Genomic DNA, 17,233 nt, shown 5'->3' with positions numbered 1-17,233 from the left:
GTAAGCCCGGCAAACCTCGCACTGCGGTCACTTGCAGCTTGAGGCTTGCCACTTGCAGCTGCTTTTACTGCGGGTTGGCACGGGTACTGGACAGCAACTGCTTGAGATTGGCCGCCTTCGGCTTGACCAACCAGAAGCGCCGCACGTAGTCGTCCAGGTTCTCCGAGAGCTCACGCCCCCACTCGCTGCCGGTCTCTTCGACGTATTCGGCAAGGACCCGCGCCAGGTGGCTACGGTAAGCCTCCATCGCTTCACCACTGATACGCTGGATTTCCACCAGCTCGTGGTTGAGCTTGTCGACGAAGCTGTTGTCCATGTCGAGCACGTAGGCGAAGCCGCCAGTCATGCCAGAACCGAAGTTGTAACCGGTCTTGCCCAAGACGCAGACAAAGCCGCCGGTCATATATTCACAGCAGTGATCGCCGGTGCCCTCGACCACAGCGTGGGCGCCGGAGTTACGTACAGCGAAGCGCTCACCTGCGGTACCGGCGGCGAACAGCTTGCCGCCAGTGGCACCGTACAGGCAGGTATTGCCGACGATGGCGCTGTCCTGGGTTTTGAACGGGCTGCCAGCAGGCGGCACGATGGTCACCTTGCCACCGGTCATGCCCTTGCCGACGTAGTCGTTGGCATCGCCTTCGAGCAGCAGGTTCAGGCCACCGGCGTTCCACACGCCGAAGCTCTGCCCGGCAGTACCCTTGAAGCGGAAGGTGATCGGCTTGGCGGCCATGCCCTGGTTGCCGTACAGCTTGGCGATTTCGCCAGAGATGCGCGCACCAATCGAACGGTCGCAGTTGCAGATGTCCAGGCTGAACTCACCACCGGCCTGGTCGCGGATCGCCGGCAAGGCCATCTCGACCATCTTCTCGGCCAGCTCGCCTTGGTCGAACGGCGGGTTCTTGTCGACTTCGCAGAACTGCGGCTTGTCAGCCGGGATGTGCGAGCTGCCCAACAGCGGGCTGAGGTCGAGGTACTGCTGACGCTCGGTGTCGCCTGGCAATACTTCGAGCAGGTCGGTGCGACCGATCAGCTCGCCGAGGCTGCTGACGCCGAGCTTGGCCAGCCACTCACGGGTTTCTTCGGCGACGAAGGTGAAGAAGTTGATCACCATGTCGACCGTGCCGATGTAGTGATCCTTGCGCAGCTTGTCGTTCTGGGTGGCGACGCCAGTGGCGCAGTTGTTCAGATGGCAGATACGCAGGTATTTGCAGCCCAGGGCGATCATCGGCGCGGTGCCGAAACCGAAGCTTTCGGCGCCGAGAATGGCGGCCTTGATCACGTCCAGGCCGGTTTTCAGGCCACCGTCGGTCTGCACCCGAACCTTGCCGCGCAGGTCGTTGCCGCGCAGGGTCTGGTGGGTCTCGGCCAGGCCCAGCTCCCACGGTGCACCGGCGTACTTGATCGAGGTCAGCGGCGAAGCGCCGGTACCGCCGTCGTAGCCGGAGATGGTGATCAGGTCGGCATAGGCCTTGGCCACGCCGGCGGCGATGGTGCCCACGCCAGCTTCAGCGACCAGCTTGACCGAGACCAGCGCCTGCGGGTTGACCTGCTTGAGATCGTAGATCAGCTGGGCCAAGTCTTCGATCGAGTAGATGTCATGGTGCGGCGGCGGCGAGATCAGGGTCACGCCCGGAACCGCATACCGCAGCTTGGCGATCAGGCCATTGACCTTGCCGCCCGGCAGCTGACCACCTTCGCCCGGCTTGGCACCCTGGGCCACCTTGATCTGCAGCACTTCGGCGTTGACCAGGTATTCGGGGGTGACACCAAAGCGGCCAGTGGCGACCTGCTTGATCTTGGAGCTACGCACGGTGCCGTAACGCGACGGGTCTTCACCGCCCTCACCGGAGTTGGAGCGCGCGCCCAGGCGGTTCATCGCCTCGGCCAGGGCCTCGTGGGCTTCTGGCGACAGCGCGCCCAGGGAGATACCGGCAGAGTCGAAGCGCTTGAGGATCGCCTCCAGCGGCTCGACCTGATCCAGCGCCAGCGGCTGCTCGGCCACCTTGACCTTGAGCAGGTCGCGGATCATCGACACCGGCCGGGTGTCGACCAGCGTGGTGTATTCCTTGAACTTGGCGTAGTCGCCCTGCTGCACGGCGGCCTGCAAGGTGTTGACCACATCCGGGTTGTAGGCGTGGTATTCGCCACCATGGACGAACTTGAGCAGCCCGCCTTGCTGGATCGGCTTGCGCGCGCTCCAGGCTTCGGCGGCGAGCAGCTTCTGGTCACCTTCCAGGTCGACGAAACGCGCGCCCTTGATGCGGCTCGGCACGCCCTTGAAGCTCAGCCCGACCACTTCGTCGGACAGGCCGATGGCTTCGAACAACTGCGCGCCACGGTACGAGGCGATGGTCGAGATCCCCATCTTCGACAGGATCTTCAGCAGACCCTTGGAGATGCCCTTGCGGTAGTACTTGAACACTTCGTCCAGATCGCCCAGCACTTCGCCGGTACGGATCAGGTCGGCCAGCACTTCGTAGGCCAGGTAGGGGTACACCGCCGAGGCACCGAAGCCCAGCAGCACGGCGAAGTGATGCGGGTCACGGGCGGTAGCGGTTTCTACCAGGATGTTGCTGTCGCAGCGCAGGCCCTGTTCGGTCAGGCGGTGATGCACCGCGCCCACGGCCAGCGAAGCGTGCACCGGCAGTTTGCCAGGGGCGATGTAACGGTCGCTCAGCACCAGCTGGGTCTTGCCTGCCCGCACCGCTTCTTCAGCCTGATCGGCGATGTTGCGGATGGCAGCTTCCAGGCCAATGCTTTGTTCGTAGTTGAGGTCGATCAGCTGACGCTCGAAGCCTTCGCGCTCCAGGTTCATCAGCGAGCGCCACTTGGCTGGCGAGATCACTGGCGAGCTGAGGATCACCCGCGAAGCATGCTCCGGGGACTCCTGGAAGATATTGCGCTCGGCCCCCAGGCAGATCTCCAGCGACATCACGATCGCTTCGCGCAGCGGGTCGATCGGTGGGTTGGTCACCTGGGCGAACTGCTGGCGGAAGAAGTCGTACGGCGAACGCACGCGCTGCGACAATACTGCCATCGGCGTGTCGTCACCCATCGAACCGACCGCTTCCTGGCCCTGCTCGCCGAGCGGACGCAGGACCTGGTCACGCTCTTCGAAGGTGACCTGGAACATCTTCATGAATTGCTTGAGCTGGTCAGCATCGTAGCTGGCGGCGCCCTGGTCATCGCTCAGGGTCGCCTGGATGCGCGTGGCGTGCTGGCGCAACCAGCGCTTGTACGGATGGCGCGACTTGAGGCGGTTGTCGATGGCGTCGGTGTCGAGGATCTGCCCGGTCTCGGTGTCCACGGCAAAGATCTGCCCCGGACCAACCCGGCCCTTGGCGACCACGTCCTCTGGTTTGTAGTCCCACACGCCGATTTCCGAGGCGAGGGTGATGTAGCCGTTGCGCGTGGTGACCCAGCGCGCCGGGCGCAGGCCGTTGCGGTCGAGCAGGCAGACGGCATGGCGACCTTCGGTCATGACGATACCGGCCGGGCCGTCCCACGGCTCCATGTGCATGGAGTTGTATTCGTAGAAGGCACGCAGGTCGGCGTCCATGGTCTCGACGTTCTGCCACGCTGGCGGCACCAGCATGCGCACGCCGCGGAACAGGTCGATGCCGCCGGTGACCATCAGTTCGAGCATGTTGTCCATGCTCGAGGAGTCCGAACCTACGCGGTTGACCAGCGGGCCAAGCTCTTCGAGATCGGGAATCAGGTCGTTGGCGAATTTGGTGCGACGGGCCATGGCCCAGTTGCGGTTGCCGGTGATGGTGTTGATCTCGCCGTTGTGGGCGAGGAAGCGGAACGGCTGGGCCAACGGCCACTTCGGCAGGGTGTTGGTCGAGAAACGCTGGTGGAACACGCAGATCGCGGTTTGCAGGCGTGGGTCATCGAGGTCTGGATAGAACGCCGCGAGATCGCGCGGCATCATCAGGCCTTTGTAGATGATGGTCTTGTGCGAGAAGCTACAGATGTAGTGGTCGCTGTCGTGGGCGTTGGCCACAGACGAGCGACGACGGGCACTGAACAGCTTGATGGCGAACTCTTGGTCGCTCAGGCCTTCACCGCCGATGAATACCTGCTCGATCTGCGGCAGGCGCTCCAGGGCCAGGCGGCCAAGCACGCTGGTGTCGATCGGCACTTTGCGCCAGCCGACCAGCTTCAGGCCAGCGGCGAGGATCTCGCGGTCCATGTTGGCGCGTGCGGCTTGCGCTTTAACCGGGTCCTGGTTGAAGAACACCATGCCTACCGCGTACTGCTTGGGCAGCTCGACGGCGAAATGCTCTTGGGCCACGGCGCGCAAGAACTGATCGGGCTTCTGCATGAGCAAGCCGCAACCGTCGCCGGTCTTGCCGTCGGCGTTGATCCCACCGCGGTGGGTCATGCAGGTCAACGCCTGCATGGCAGTTTGCAGAAGGTGGTGACTTGGCTCGCCCGTCATATGGGCGATCAGGCCGAAACCACAGTTGTCCTTGAATTCTTCCGGATGGTACAGACCTGTTTTCATAGACACATTCTCACCAGGTTCACCTCTCGACGGAGGCAAATCTCTTTTTAGTACAACCACTTACCATCCACACCGGTCGAATGCCAGCTTTTTTGCGGGGGGCAACGTGAAACCATTGTTGCACAGCGACAGTGAAGCTCACAAATTCTAACGACGAATCGTTGTAAATTTATGTCGCAATTTTGAATGTTTTTGACCTGTCGCCGTGGTACGGCATTGGTCGGAGTCTGAAGCGTTTCAGCCTGGACTGCAAGAGAGGGCTTGTGGCCGGCAGTCTGGGACAGAAAAGCCTGCCGCGTTTGAACGCAGCAGGCTAGACGAAAGTCAGGAGTCGCTCAGCATCTGGGCAGCGGGGTGGTGCCGCCCGGAAGGTATCAGCGAGCCGTAGCCAGCTCTTGTTGGACGCTGGCAACGGTACGTGGCCAAGGTTTACCAGCCTGGACCTTCGCTGGCAAGTTCTTGATTGCCGCAACCGCTGCATCACGGTTGGCGAAGTTGCCGTAAGTGACGACGTACAGTGGCTTGCCCTGCAGGGTTTTCTTGAAGTAGCGATAGTCGCCACCCTGCGCTTTGACGAACGACTGGGCCGATGCTTCGGAGCTGGTGCCGAGGATCTGCACCACGTAATTGCCAGGTTTTTGGCCCGAGTACCAGCCGCTGTTACCACTACCACCAGCAGCAGGTTTAGCCGCTGGCTTGGCGGTTGCAACCTGAGTCGGAGCGGGCGCTGGCTTGGCAGGCGCTACCGGTTTGGCCGGCTGGGTTGCAACAGGCTTTGGCGCAGGCGCAACCGGCTGGCTTGGCGCGCTGGCGATTGGCTGCGCAGGCGCCGCAGCTGGCCCCGCAGGAACACCTTCAGGCGGCGCAATGGTGGTAACGGTCGGCGGGTTGGCGGGTTGTAACGCAGTGTTGCCAGCTGGACCGCCCTCTTCGCCATCGCCCATGCCTGCGGCCTGGGCTAGCGGCTCGCGCATGACCGGCTGCGACTGACCTACCAGCGGCAGTGGCATTGGCTGGGAGGAGCCGGAGAACTCGATGGCAGGGTTGCCATTGTTGGCCTGGGCGTTGCCCGGCTGGCCTTCACCCAACGGCAGCTGGGCCTGGGCCGCAGGCGCGTCGGTAGGGGCTTTATCGGCGCCCTTCTTGGGCATCAGGACCGCCGCAGCAACGGCGACCACTACGACAGCAGACAGCGCGAGCACGTGTTTTTTAGGCATTTTGAACCCCATGGATGGTCGCTTCGCCGTACTGCGGGTGGCGATCATGGCTTCGATCAAGGTATCGCGGGCGACCTGGTTGATAGTGCCAGGCCAGCCGTCCGAATGTTCATGGATATCGACGATCTGTTCAGCGCTGAACACCTCGATGCCCCGGCCAGCGCCCTCCAGGCGTTGCTCCAGATACTCGCGGGTTTCTTCCTCGCTGTAGGGGGCAAGCTCGATGACGTGGAAACGATCACCATCAGCATTGAGCTCATCCAACCCTGCGATCAGCGAGGGCTCACCGAACAGGAACACGTGCGGACGCCCTTCCGGAACCCCCGCCGCCAACTCCAGCAACGCTTGGAGTGCCGACTCGCCGAGTTGTTCCGCATCGTCCACCAACAGATAGACTTCCTGGCCGGTCAGCGCCAGTTGTACCACCTGGGACAGAATGGCTTGCACCTCGGCCTGGGCTACCCCAAGCGCCTGGGCCACCTGGCCGAGCACGCTGGCAGCATCGCTGGCGCCACGGGCAGAAACCACCACGCTCTGTACCGACTGTTTGTTGGTGCTTGCCACCAGCGCCTGGCGCAGCAGGGTCTTGCCGCTGCCCACCGGGCCGGTGACTACCAGCATCAGCTGGCTGTAGCGGGCCAGGTGATGCAGTTGCCCCAACACCGGCTTGCGCTGGGCGGGGAAGAACTTGAAGCCGGGCACACGCGGCGCGAACGGATCGTGGCTCAGTTGGTAATGGTCGAGAAACGCCTCATCGGCATGCAAACTGGTCATTGCGCTGTCACAACCTCAAAGCTGGGCCACGATCGCGCGGTAATCCGCTGCCAGCGTGGCCTGAAGGATCTCTTTCGGATAGTCGTCGGTAATCACGGCACCGCCCAGCTGGCGCAACAGCACCAGGCGCAAGCGACCGTCGAGAACCTTTTTGTCGACCGCCATATGCTCCATGAAATGCGCCGGGGTCATTTCCTGTGGGGGCACCACCGGCAATCCTGCGTCCTGCAGCAGGCGAATAGCGCGATCACGCGCCGGCTGGTCGATCCAGCCCAGGCGCATGGACATTTCCAGGGCCATTACCGTGCCTGCTGCCACGGCTTCGCCGTGCAGCCAGACGCCGTAGCCCATGTGGGTCTCGATGGCATGGCCAAAGGTATGACCCAGGTTGAGGGTCGCACGCACGCCAGACTCACGCTCGTCAGCCCCGACCACCGCAGCCTTGGCCGCGCAGGAGCGGCGAATGGCCTCGGTCAGGGCAGCGTTATCCAGGCCACGCAGGGCCGTCATATTTTCTTCGAGCCAGTCAAGGAACGGCTTGTCGCAGATCAGGCCGTACTTGATGACTTCGGCAAGCCCTGCCGACAGCTCGCGCTCTGGCAGGGTCTTGAGGGTAGTGGTGTCGATCAGCACCGCATTGGGCTGATAGAAGGCACCGACCATGTTCTTGCCAAGCGGGTGGTTGATGCCGGTCTTGCCGCCAACCGAGGAATCGACCTGGGACAACAGCGTGGTCGGCACTTGAATGAAATCGACACCGCGCTGATAGCAAGCGGCAGCGAAACCCGCCATGTCACCGATCACCCCTCCGCCCAGTGCGACCACGGTGGTACGCCGATCATGGCGTGCGCTGAGCAGGCCATCGAAGATCAGTTGCAGGGTTTCCCAGTTCTTGTAGGCTTCGCCGTCGGGCAGCACCACATGCACCACCGAGTAGGCGCCCAGGGTGCGACTCAAGCGTTCGAGATACAGCGGCGCGACGGTCTCGTTGGAAACGATGGCGACTTGCCGGCCGGCAATGTGCGGTGCCAGCAACTCAGGCTGGTCCAACAGGCCTTCGCCAATGTAGATCGGGTAGCTGCGTTCGCCCAGATCGACCTTTAGTGTCTGCATGTATCCCCACAATGTGCTTGGGCGCGGCATCGCCAGTGCAATCCGCGCGGTAACGTTGAACCCTGCCTCGGCATTGGCTGCCGAGGATAGTCCCCGGCTCAGCGGGGCGGCAACTTCTCCAGGCGCTCGAGGATGTCGAGCACCACCATGCGCGGTGGCCGTTCGTCGGTTTCCACCACCAGGTCAGCGATCTCGCGGTAGAGCGGATCGCGCGATTCCAGCAGCGCACGCAAGGTCGCCTCGGGATTGGCTGTGCGCAACAGCGGGCGATTGCGATCACGTGCGGTGCGGCCGACCTGCTGCTCCACCGAGGCGTGCAGGTAGATCACTCGTCCGCCGGCGTGCAGTGCCTGGCGATTGGCCTCACGCATCACTGCGCCGCCACCGGTGGCCACGACCACGCCGTCCAGCTCGCAGAGCTCGGCGATCATCGCCTCTTCACGATCACGGAAACCCGGTTCGCCTTCCTTGTCGAAGATCCACGGGATATTGGCGCCGGTTCGCAGCTCGATTTCCTTGTCGGAATCCTTGAACAGCAAACGCAGCTCTTTGGCCAAAAGGCGACCGATGGTGCTTTTACCAGCACCCATGGGGCCTACAAGTATCAAATTTCGCACAGAATCAACGACTCACAGCAATCGCCTGGTCACTCATGATACGCGGAGTCAGGAAGACCAGCAGCTCGGATTTTTTCTCTTGTAATGCATCGCGTCGAAACAGCCGCCCAACATACGGCAGATCGCCGAAAAATGGCACCTTGTCGACCACATTGTTTTGCGAAGTCGAGTAGACGCCACCGATGACAATGGTTTGGCCATCCGCCACCCGGACCTTGGCATTGACCTCGTTCTTGCGAATCGGCGGTACGTTGTTCAAGGCATTGACGAAGTCTGGCTCGTCCTTGGTCACCTTGACCGTCATGATAACGCTACCGTCTGGCGTAATTTGTGGTGTGACCTCCAGCGACAGCGATGCTTCGCGAAAGGAGATAGAGGTCGCGCCGTTTCTGCTGGTCTCCTGATAGGGCACCTCGGTGCCCTTGAGGATGCGGGCGGTCTCCTTGTCTGCCGTAACCACTTTGGGCTGGGAGATGATCTCGCCATTGCCGCTTTTTTCCATGGCACTGAGCTCAAGATCGAGCAACGTATCGCCACGCAGCAACCCCAAACCCACCCCGGATGTGGCGCGATCGACACCAAGGTCGACAAACAGGCCGTTAGTCAGCTGCGCATCGCCCGCCGAGAATGACGCGCCCCAACGCACACCCAGGCTTTTCTCGTAATCGACATTGGCCTCGACGATGCGCGCCTCGATCATGACCTGACGCACAGGCACATCCAGTTGCGCGACCAAGCGTCGCAACTCTTTGAGTCGCGCTGCCGGCTGGTGGGCAACCAAGGTGTTGGTGCGCACATCCACGCTCAGGCTGCCGCGCCCAGCTTCTCCCGCTTCGGCGAGCGTGGCCCGCAACAGCTCGGCAAGTTCGCTCGCCTTGGCGTGATGGATGGGCAGCAGCTCGCGAACCAGCGGCTGCAACTGTGCATCGAGCTCCAGCCCCAACTGCGCCTCGCGTGACTGCCCCGCCAACTCGGCCACTGGCGCTACCAGCAGGACACTCCCCTCTTGGCGCCGGGCCAGCCCCTTGCTGCGCAGTACCAGGTCCAAGGCCTTATCCCAGGGCACCTGCTCCAGCCGCAAGGTGATGTTGCCAGTGACCGAGTCGCTGACCACCAGATTGATCCCGGCGTAGTCAGCCAGCACTTGTAGGATCGAGCGCACTTCTACGTCCTGGAAGTTCAACGACAACGGTTCACCCTCGTAAGTCGCCGCTGACGCCCCCTGAATCCACAGGATCATTGCCACTACCCACACCGACAGCTGCTTCACGCTCATCCTTGACCCCTTTGCCCGCGCGCTTCCTGAGCGCGAGATACGTCGACCGGTGCTGCCAGGCACCCCCGAGGAACACTCGTTCAAGCACTTCTATCTGGCGCTCATCGATGCGCGTGACGACGCCCTCATCCCTGCCCAGGGGATCGCCCACCTTGACCCGATAGATTCGGCCCGCTGACCACACCAGCGCCTGCGATTGGCCAGCACGCGAAAGGCTGCCGACCATTTCCAGTTGTGCCAGCGGCACCCTGGCCAAACCATCCACTGCGAGCCTCGATGACCAAGATTGGAACGGATCTGAGCGAGGCGCCTCGGTGGCTTCCCGGGCTGGTTCATGAGCCAGCGACAATGGCAGCGGCAGCGTATGCCCGGCGTGATAAGCCTGAACCTGCAGACGCATCCGCAACACGCCTGTGCGGCCCTGCGCTGCTTCCAGGCGCAGCCCTGAGGGGCGCAACAAGCGCATTTGCCCCAGCCACTCGTCGAGCCACATGCGCAACGCCGAATAGCTACCCATGACTTCAATCTGCAAAGGCGCAACCCAATAGTCGCTGGCCTGGACCTCCTCCAGCACATCGAGCCGTTCGAACGACAGTCCATGGGCGTGTCCGGAACTGGCCAATTGGTCGAGCAGATCACTCATGTCCTCTCCCGCCGCGAGGCGCCAACGGGCGTCTTGTAGCTGGACTTGGCTATCAGCCAGCGCGGCCTTGATAGTCGGCAGATCCTGCATCTGCTGCGACTTTTGCGCGTGCGCCCGCGCCAACTCGACGAGCACCTCAGAACCCTGCCGATACGATTGCTGTGGCTCTTGCAGTCGTAACAGCCAGCCCAGGCCCAACACCAGCAAGGCGGGAGCAGCCAGGGCCACTACCTTGAACGCTCGAGAACTGACAGCAAGCCCCTGCCATTCGGGCAACCACGCGCCAATCACTTGGAAAGCGCCGGCAAACGGGCCAGCAGCAGGAACTCATCGCCCTGGGAATGCGCCTTGATTTGCTTGAGTTCCAACCCTTCAAGTAGCCGTGACTGTTGCAGTTCGCGCATAAACTGAGCGACCACAGCCGAAGACGCCGCCAGCCCGGTCAATTCAAGCTGCCCGTCTTGCAAGGACAGGTCGGTGAGTTGCAGCCCCTCCGACAACGCCCTTTCCAACTCGGCGAACAGTCTTGGCAGTACGCCCTGGTCCACCCTCAAGGCCGCCAGGGCAACTGATTGTGCCAGCGTGCGCTCACGCGCCTGGCGCAACTGAGCAAGGCTCTCCAGTTGTCCATCCAGCTGCGCGAGGCCAGCTTGGCGCTCAGCAATCCTTGAGGCTTGCTGGAGCCCACGCTGACGCGCCATATGGTCCAGCACCATGACCGCGCAAAGCGCGAACAGTAGGCTAACCACTAGACCACGCTGAAACCGTCGCACTGCCGCCAGTCGCTGTCGCTCACGCCAGGGCAATAGATTGAGGCGAACCATCATTGTCCCCCTCCCAGCGCCAAGCCGCAGGCCAGTGCCATGGACGGCGCGAGCAAAGAGAGTTCTTTTACATCGCCCCGCACCCCATGTAGAGCGCGGAACTGATCGCAAGGTATCCCCAAGCGCTGCTGTAAGCCGTCGATCCAGCCAGGCTCTATAGGTTGCGTTGCAACCATCAGCCCCTGCGGGGTGGCACCATGGAAAAGCTGGGCAACCCGCTCCAGACGCGCTTCGCAAGGTTCAGATGGGGCAAAGCGCACCTCCTGACGTTGCGGCAAGCCCGTGTCAGACCAGGTATGCAGAGCTGCACCAGCCGATTCAATCCGCAGCAAAGCGTGGTTGCCAGCCGGTAGAACCCGTCGCAGGGCGATACTGTCGACCTCCACCGCTACGGCCTGCAAACCTGCCTCTTCAAACATCTGCTCCAACAGCTCGAGTGAGCGCTGACGACAGGCAGCCACCAGGACATCCACATGTCCCTCAGCCTGCGGCGAAACGCCCATGACCTGAAAATCCATGGCCAGGTCTTCGAGTGGAAAAGGAAACAGCCGCTCTGCGTCTGCGAGCAGCCGCTCCTCCAGCTGCGCGGCGGTCAGCCCTGCCGGTAGAGAGCAAACCTTGCAGATCACCTCAGCACCAGGCAGCGCTACGGCGACTTGCGGGCGCTTGCAGCCACTGCGCAGATAGGCGCTGCGCAGCGCTTTGATCAGTGGCTGATAGTCTTTTGACCAATCTGCGTGCAATGGCACGTCCAGCGCTTCTTGCGCCCAGGCGAGTACCCGGTAGCGCCCTTGTCGACGCTGCACTTGCAGCATGCGTATCGAGTCATGGGCTATTTCCACCCCCAGTAGTGAACCGGCATCCTTGCCAAAGCGTCCAAGCATCGCTGCCTCCCTGCTCCATCGTCGCCAAACCGCGCCCACCGATCCGGTGGCCAGGGCCGGCCGGTCGCCCGGAAAGGCGAAAAATGCTTATAATGCCCAGCGTTTTTTTCTGTCCGCCGGACCCGCGTGCAATCCACTTCTCAATCTGGACACCCCAAAGCCTTGATACGCCTGCTGAAGTTTTTCTGGTGGTCTTTCGTCGCAGTCATCTGTGCGCTCGTACTCGGTCTGAGCGGTGCGTTTCTGTATCTTAGCCCCAGCCTGCCTTCGGTCGAGTCGCTACGAAGCATCCAGTTGCAGATCCCCCTGAGGGTGTACAGCAGCGATGGCAAGCTGATTGCCGAGTTCGGCGAAATGCGGCGGTCTCCAATCCGTTTTGCGGAAATTCCCCCACAGTTCATTCAGGCGCTTCTGTCAGCCGAGGACGACAATTTCCTCAATCACTATGGCGTCGATCCGAGCAGCTTGATGCGCGCCGCGACCCAGTTGGTGAAGTCTGGTCACATCCAGACTGGCGGCAGCACCATTACCATGCAGGTGGCGAAGAACTTCTTCCTCACTAGCGAGCGCAGCTTCTCGCGCAAGACCAACGAAATTCTCCTGGCCCTGCAGATCGAACGCGAGCTAACCAAGGACGAGATCCTTGAGCTGTACGTCAACAAGATCTACCTGGGCAACCGCGCCTACGGCATCGACGCCGCCGCACAGGTCTACTACGGCAAATCGATCCGCGATGTCAGCCTGGCGCAGATGGCCATGATCGCCGGCCTGCCCAAGGCGCCGTCACGTTTCAACCCGCTGGCCAATCCGGTGCGCGCCAAAGAGCGCCGCGACTGGATCCTGGGCCGCATGTACAAGCTGGGCAAAATCGACGAAGCCAGCTATCAGGCCGCCTTGGCCGAGCCGCTCAACGCCAGCTATCACGTGCCAACCCCGGAAGTGAGCGCGCCCTACATCGCCGAAATGGCCCGCGCCGAAATGGTTGGCCGCTATGGCAGCGATGCCTACACCGAAGGTTTCCGCGTGACCACCACGGTGCCGAGCGACATGCAGAACATGGCCAACAGTGCCGTGCTCAATGGTTTGTCCGACTATGACGAGCGCCATGGCTACCGCGGGCCGGAATCGCGCTTCCCCGGCAAGACCCACGCCGCCTGGCTGCAAGAGCTGAGCAAGCAGCGCACCCTCGGCGGCCTGGAGCCGGCCATCGTCACCCAGGTCGACAAGGCTGGGCTGAAGGTGCTGACCCGCAATGGCGAAGAGCAGGATGTCGCCTGGGACACCATGAAATGGGCCCGGCCGTATCTGAACAACAATGCCCAGGGCCGTGCACCGCAGTCGCCGGCAGACGTGGCCCAGATCGGCGACCTGATCCGCGTCCAGCGCCTGGAAGAAGGCAAGCTCAAGTTCAGCCAGGTGCCTGCCGCGCAGAGTGCGCTGGTCACCCTCGACCCTTATAACGGTGCTATCCGCGCCCTGGTCGGCGGCTTCTCGTTCGAGCAAAGCAACTACAACCGCGCCATGCAGGCCAAGCGCCAACCGGGCTCGAGCTTCAAGCCGTTCGTTTATAGCGCGGCCCTGGACAACGGCTACACCGCCGCCAGCCTGGTCAACGACGCACCGATCGTGTTCGTCGACGAGTACCTGGACAAAGTCTGGCGACCGAAGAACGACACCAACACCTTCCTCGGGCCGATCCGCATGCGTGAGGCGCTGTACAAGTCGCGCAACCTGGTGTCGATCCGCCTGCTGCAAGCGATGGGCGTAGACCGCACCATCGACTACATCGCCAAGTTCGGTTTCAACAAGCAGGACCTGCCGCGCAACCTCTCGCTGGCGCTGGGCACCGCGACCCTGACGCCCATGGAGATCGCTACCGGTTGGAGCACCTTTGCCAACGGCGGCTACAAGATCAGCCCGTACCTGATCGAGCGCATCGAGAGCCGCAGCGGTGAAACCCTGTTCACCGCCAACCCGGCTCACGTGCCGCAAGGTGGTGGCGAAGACCAGGCCGGCATTGCCGCGCCAGAGCAGCCGATCAGCACCGTCGCCATGCCGGGCGAAGCGCCGTCGGCCCTTGGCCAGGTCGCTCCGGCCCCGCAGACACCGGTGATTGCCGAGCAGATCATCGATGGGCGCACCAGCTACATTCTGACCAGCATGCTTCAAGACGTGATCAAGCGCGGTACCGGGCGCCGCGCCTTGGCGCTGGGCCGTACTGACCTGGCAGGCAAGACCGGTACCACCAACGAGTCCAAGGACGCTTGGTTCTCTGGCTATAACGCTGATTACGTGACCACTGTGTGGGTCGGTTTCGACCAGCCGGAAACCCTGGGCCGGCGTGAGTACGGTGGTACGGCAGCGCTGCCGATCTGGATGAGCTTCATGGGTGCCGCCCTGAAGGACAAACCGAACCATCCACCTGCCGAGCCTGAGGGCATTCTCAGTCTGCGGGTCGACCCGGTTAGCGGTCGTGCGGCTACGCCGAATACGCCCAATGCCTACTTCGAGCTATTCAAGGCTGAAGACTCGCCGCCGTCGGTGGATGAGCTGGGCAATGGTGCAGCGCCGGGCAGCCCGCTGCCAGCGGATGAAGCGGCGCCGATGGATTTGTTCTGATACCGGCCCGGTCTCTCCTTATCAAACGACGCTAGTATTTGGGGCTGCTTTGCAGCCCCAAAATCCCCACAAAAAAGCCCCGACTCTCACGAGCCGGGGCTTTTTCATGACGCTACGGACAATCAGCCGTTGAACACGTCATCCACGCTTTTCAGCGGGTAGTGCTGCGGGTACGGCAGGGTCGCCACGCCGCTTTCGATCGCGGCCTTGGCCACGGCATCGGATACCAGGGTGATCAGGCGTGGGTCCATTGGCTTCGGAATGATGTACTCACGACCGAATTCCAGGGCCTGAACGCCGTAGGCCTCGCACACTTCCTTCGGCACTGGCTGCTTGGCCAGGTCTTTCAGGGCAATGGCAGCGGCGATCTTCATTTCTTCGTTGATGCGCTTGGCGCGAACGTCCAGGGCACCACGGAAGATGAACGGGAAGCCCAGTACGTTGTTGACCTGGTTCGGGTAGTCGGAGCGACCGGTAGCCATGATCACGTCGTTACGCGTGGCGTGGGCCAGCTCAGGCTTGATCTCTGGGTCCGGGTTCGAGCAGGCGAACACGATCGGGTTGGCAGCCATCGACTTCAGGCCTTCAGGGCTCAGCAGGTTCGGGCCGGACAGGCCAACGAACACGTCTGCGCCTTGCAGGGCGTCGGCCAGGGTGCGCTTGTCGGTAGCGTGGGCGAACTGGGCCTTGTACTGGTTCAGGTCGTCGCGGCCAGCGTGGATCACGCCGGTACGGTCGATCATGAAGATGTTCTCGACCTTGGCACCCATGCTGACCAGCAGCTTCATGCAGGAGATAGCGGCAGCACCGGCGCCGAGGCAGACGATCTTCGCCTCTTCGAGGGTTTTGCCAGCGATTTCCAGGGCGTTGATCATGCCGGCCGCGGTGACGATGGCGGTGCCATGCTGGTCATCGTGGAAGACCGGGATGTCGCACTGCTCGATCAGGGTGCGTTCGATTTCAAAGCACTCAGGCGCCTTGATGTCTTCCAGGTTGATGCCACCGAAGGTGATCGAGATGCGGCGCACGGTGTCGATGAACGCTTGCGGGCTTTCCGACTCGACTTCGATGTCGAATACATCGATACCTGCGAAACGCTTGAACAGCACCCCCTTGCCTTCCATGACCGGTTTGGAGGCCAGTGGGCCGAGGTCACCCAGGCCAAGAATGGCGGTACCGTCGGAAATCACTGCGACCAGGTTGCCCTTGCCGGTGTACTTGTAGGCCAGCTCTGGATCACGACCGATCTCGCGCACGGGTTCGGCGACGCCCGGGCTGTAGGCCAGGGACAGGTCACGCGCGGTGGCGGTCGGTTTGGTGAGCTCGACGCTCAGTTTCCCCGGACGAGGCTGAGCATGGTATTCGAGAGCGGCGGTTTTCAGGTCTGACATGGTGGGCAATTCCGCTATTTACTGTTCTGACGGACCGCCGAGGATACGCAAAGAGCCGGGGGGCGACAAGACTGCCCGGTCACTTGTGTCAAGGCCCTTGGCCTACGACTTTACGCTATAACCCACGGGGCATGCGGGCTTCAGTGTGTACAATCCAATATTGAAATGTCTACAATTTTTTAGTCAGAAGTGCGCTCCAGCATGCTCGGGTCGGTCAGCGGCAAAACCCAGCGCCGCTGTCCGGGCTGCAAACCACCCTTGCGGGAACGATCCAGCACCCAGCCGCGCGCTTCGACCTGGCGCCCTTTGAGGTTATCGAAGAAGCTGGCGGGGAAGTTGCGTTGCAGACGAGCGGGTACTTGCAGCACCAGAGCATCGTCAAGTTCCAACCAGACTCCACCACGATTGCGCTGGATACCTTGAATTTTGCCGCTGATAACCGCAAAGCCCGATTGTTGGATATCGCGATCGCGCTGCACCGGTGATTGCCGCCAAAGCCCTGCACGGACAGCGCGGGCAGCCTGTTCGGCATCCTGCTGGCAGCCGGCAAGGCTGACATTAGGGGCCACTGCAACGCGGTAGCCGAGCCCCTCACTGAGCAGCACAGCCTCGAAATTGTCGCCACGCTTGCCGTAGATGTGGGCCAGGGTCCGCCCATATTTGTCCTTGGCTTCTACCCCAGGGACCAAGCCCACCTGGCCATCACTGGCTTTCACCAAGGCCTGGAGACGCCGCTTGGCCGCCTCGGCATAGGGCTCGCTGGTGCGCCCCTTGCGGCCGATCTCAGGGGCGTTGATGCCAATCAGGCGCACGCTGCGCCCGTCGTTCAAGCGCAGGGTATCGCCATCCACCACCTGGCGAACGGCTACCCGTTGGGGCTGCTCAGGCAGCGGACAAAATGCCAGGGCTGGCAACTGCCAGATCGCGCCCACAAAAAAAGCGCCCACAAGGGGCGCCTTTTTTAGCAGCAGCGCGAAACCCGAAGGATTCGCCATGCGCATGATTACTTCTTGGTACCGAACATACCGAAGCGATCGGCGAACTTCTGTACGCGACCACCGGTGTCCAGGACTTTCTGCTTACCAGTGTAGAACGGGTGGCACTGGGAGCACACGTCGATCGCCAGCGGCTTGGCCAGGGTCGAACGGGTTTCGAATTTGCTGCCGCAGCTGCAGGTGACTGCAACTACTTCGTAGTTCGGATGAATATCTGCTTTCATGGTCACTTCCTCGAGCTGCGTGCCGCCACCCAACACCTATTGTTGAATACCGCACGTAATTAGGCGGCGAATAATACCAGAGCTCAGCCTCAGCGCAAGTTGTCGCTTGCACCGACTGTCGTCTGCTAGGCTCGGCGCATTCCGTA

General features: G+C 62.1%; 12 protein-coding genes. 1 reads left to right on the top strand and 11 read right to left on the bottom strand.

Annotated features, from left to right (window positions below):
- Positions 1–64: 64 nt before the first annotated feature.
- From gltB to pilM, 8 genes are all read right to left on the bottom strand, one after another.
- Positions 65–4,510: a glutamate synthase large subunit gene (gene gltB / locus HU737_RS24380; RefSeq protein WP_186556574.1), complete on the bottom strand. Its 4,446-nt coding sequence runs from the start codon at positions 4,508–4,510 to the stop codon at positions 65–67.
- A 374-nt stretch (positions 4,511–4,884) separates the two neighbouring features.
- Positions 4,885–6,501 (bottom strand): AAA family ATPase, encoded by a 1,617-nt coding sequence (locus HU737_RS24375; RefSeq protein ID WP_186556573.1) that lies wholly within the window; start codon positions 6,499–6,501, stop codon positions 4,885–4,887.
- A 15-nt stretch (positions 6,502–6,516) separates the two neighbouring features.
- Positions 6,517–7,614 (bottom strand): 3-dehydroquinate synthase, encoded by a 1,098-nt coding sequence (aroB, locus tag HU737_RS24370; protein ID WP_186556572.1) that lies wholly within the window; start codon positions 7,612–7,614, stop codon positions 6,517–6,519.
- A 98-nt stretch (positions 7,615–7,712) separates the two neighbouring features.
- Positions 7,713–8,231 (bottom strand): shikimate kinase AroK, encoded by a 519-nt coding sequence (gene aroK / locus HU737_RS24365; RefSeq protein WP_186556571.1) that lies wholly within the window; start codon positions 8,229–8,231, stop codon positions 7,713–7,715.
- Between the two features lie 4 nt (positions 8,232–8,235).
- Positions 8,236–9,507, bottom strand: coding sequence for a type IV pilus secretin PilQ (locus HU737_RS24360; protein ID WP_225915642.1), 1,272 nt, complete (start codon positions 9,505–9,507; stop codon positions 8,236–8,238).
- A complete protein-coding gene (locus HU737_RS24355) occupies positions 9,425–10,441 on the bottom strand; it encodes a pilus assembly protein PilP (protein WP_217838543.1) in 1,017 nt (338 codons plus the stop codon). The genes HU737_RS24360 and HU737_RS24355 overlap by 83 nt, the downstream gene beginning before the upstream one ends.
- Positions 10,438–10,974, bottom strand: coding sequence for a PilN domain-containing protein (locus HU737_RS24350; RefSeq protein ID WP_186556612.1), 537 nt, complete (start codon positions 10,972–10,974; stop codon positions 10,438–10,440). The genes HU737_RS24355 and HU737_RS24350 overlap by 4 nt, the downstream gene beginning before the upstream one ends.
- Positions 10,974–11,858 carry a type IV pilus biogenesis protein PilM gene (gene pilM / locus HU737_RS24345; RefSeq protein WP_186556611.1) on the bottom strand — a complete coding sequence of 295 codons (885 nt, stop codon included), beginning with the start codon at positions 11,856–11,858 and terminating at the stop codon, positions 10,974–10,976. The genes HU737_RS24350 and pilM overlap by 1 nt, the downstream gene beginning before the upstream one ends.
- A 162-nt stretch (positions 11,859–12,020) precedes the next feature.
- Here pilM and HU737_RS24340 point away from each other — a divergent pair, with 162 nt between their 5' ends.
- Positions 12,021–14,477, top strand: coding sequence for a penicillin-binding protein 1A (locus tag HU737_RS24340; protein ID WP_186556569.1), 2,457 nt, complete (start codon positions 12,021–12,023; stop codon positions 14,475–14,477).
- A 122-nt stretch (positions 14,478–14,599) separates the two neighbouring features.
- Here HU737_RS24340 and HU737_RS24335 read toward each other — a convergent pair whose 3' ends face one another.
- The 3 genes from HU737_RS24335 to rpmE all read right to left on the bottom strand — a co-directional run bounded on the left by HU737_RS24335 (position 14,600) and on the right by rpmE (position 17,087).
- The gene (locus HU737_RS24335) at positions 14,600–15,868 is read right to left on the bottom strand and encodes a malic enzyme-like NAD(P)-binding protein (protein ID WP_186556568.1); all 1,269 of its coding nucleotides are present in this window, start codon (positions 15,866–15,868) and stop codon (positions 14,600–14,602) included.
- Between the two features lie 179 nt (positions 15,869–16,047).
- Complete coding sequence (locus HU737_RS24330; RefSeq protein ID WP_186556567.1) at positions 16,048–16,869, bottom strand: thermonuclease family protein; 822 nt, start codon at positions 16,867–16,869, stop codon at positions 16,048–16,050.
- 2 nt (positions 16,870–16,871) lie between these two features.
- Positions 16,872–17,087 (bottom strand): 50S ribosomal protein L31, encoded by a 216-nt coding sequence (gene rpmE, locus HU737_RS24325; protein ID WP_029614303.1) that lies wholly within the window; start codon positions 17,085–17,087, stop codon positions 16,872–16,874.
- Between the last annotated feature and the right edge of the window lie 146 nt (positions 17,088–17,233).

Origin of the sequence: Pseudomonas urmiensis, from assembly GCF_014268815.2 — a bacterium.
Lineage (GTDB): Bacteria > Pseudomonadota > Gammaproteobacteria > Pseudomonadales > Pseudomonadaceae > Aquipseudomonas > Aquipseudomonas urmiensis.
The sequence above is the reverse complement of the archived record's forward strand: the minus strand, read 5'-3'. Positions and strand labels throughout refer to the sequence as shown.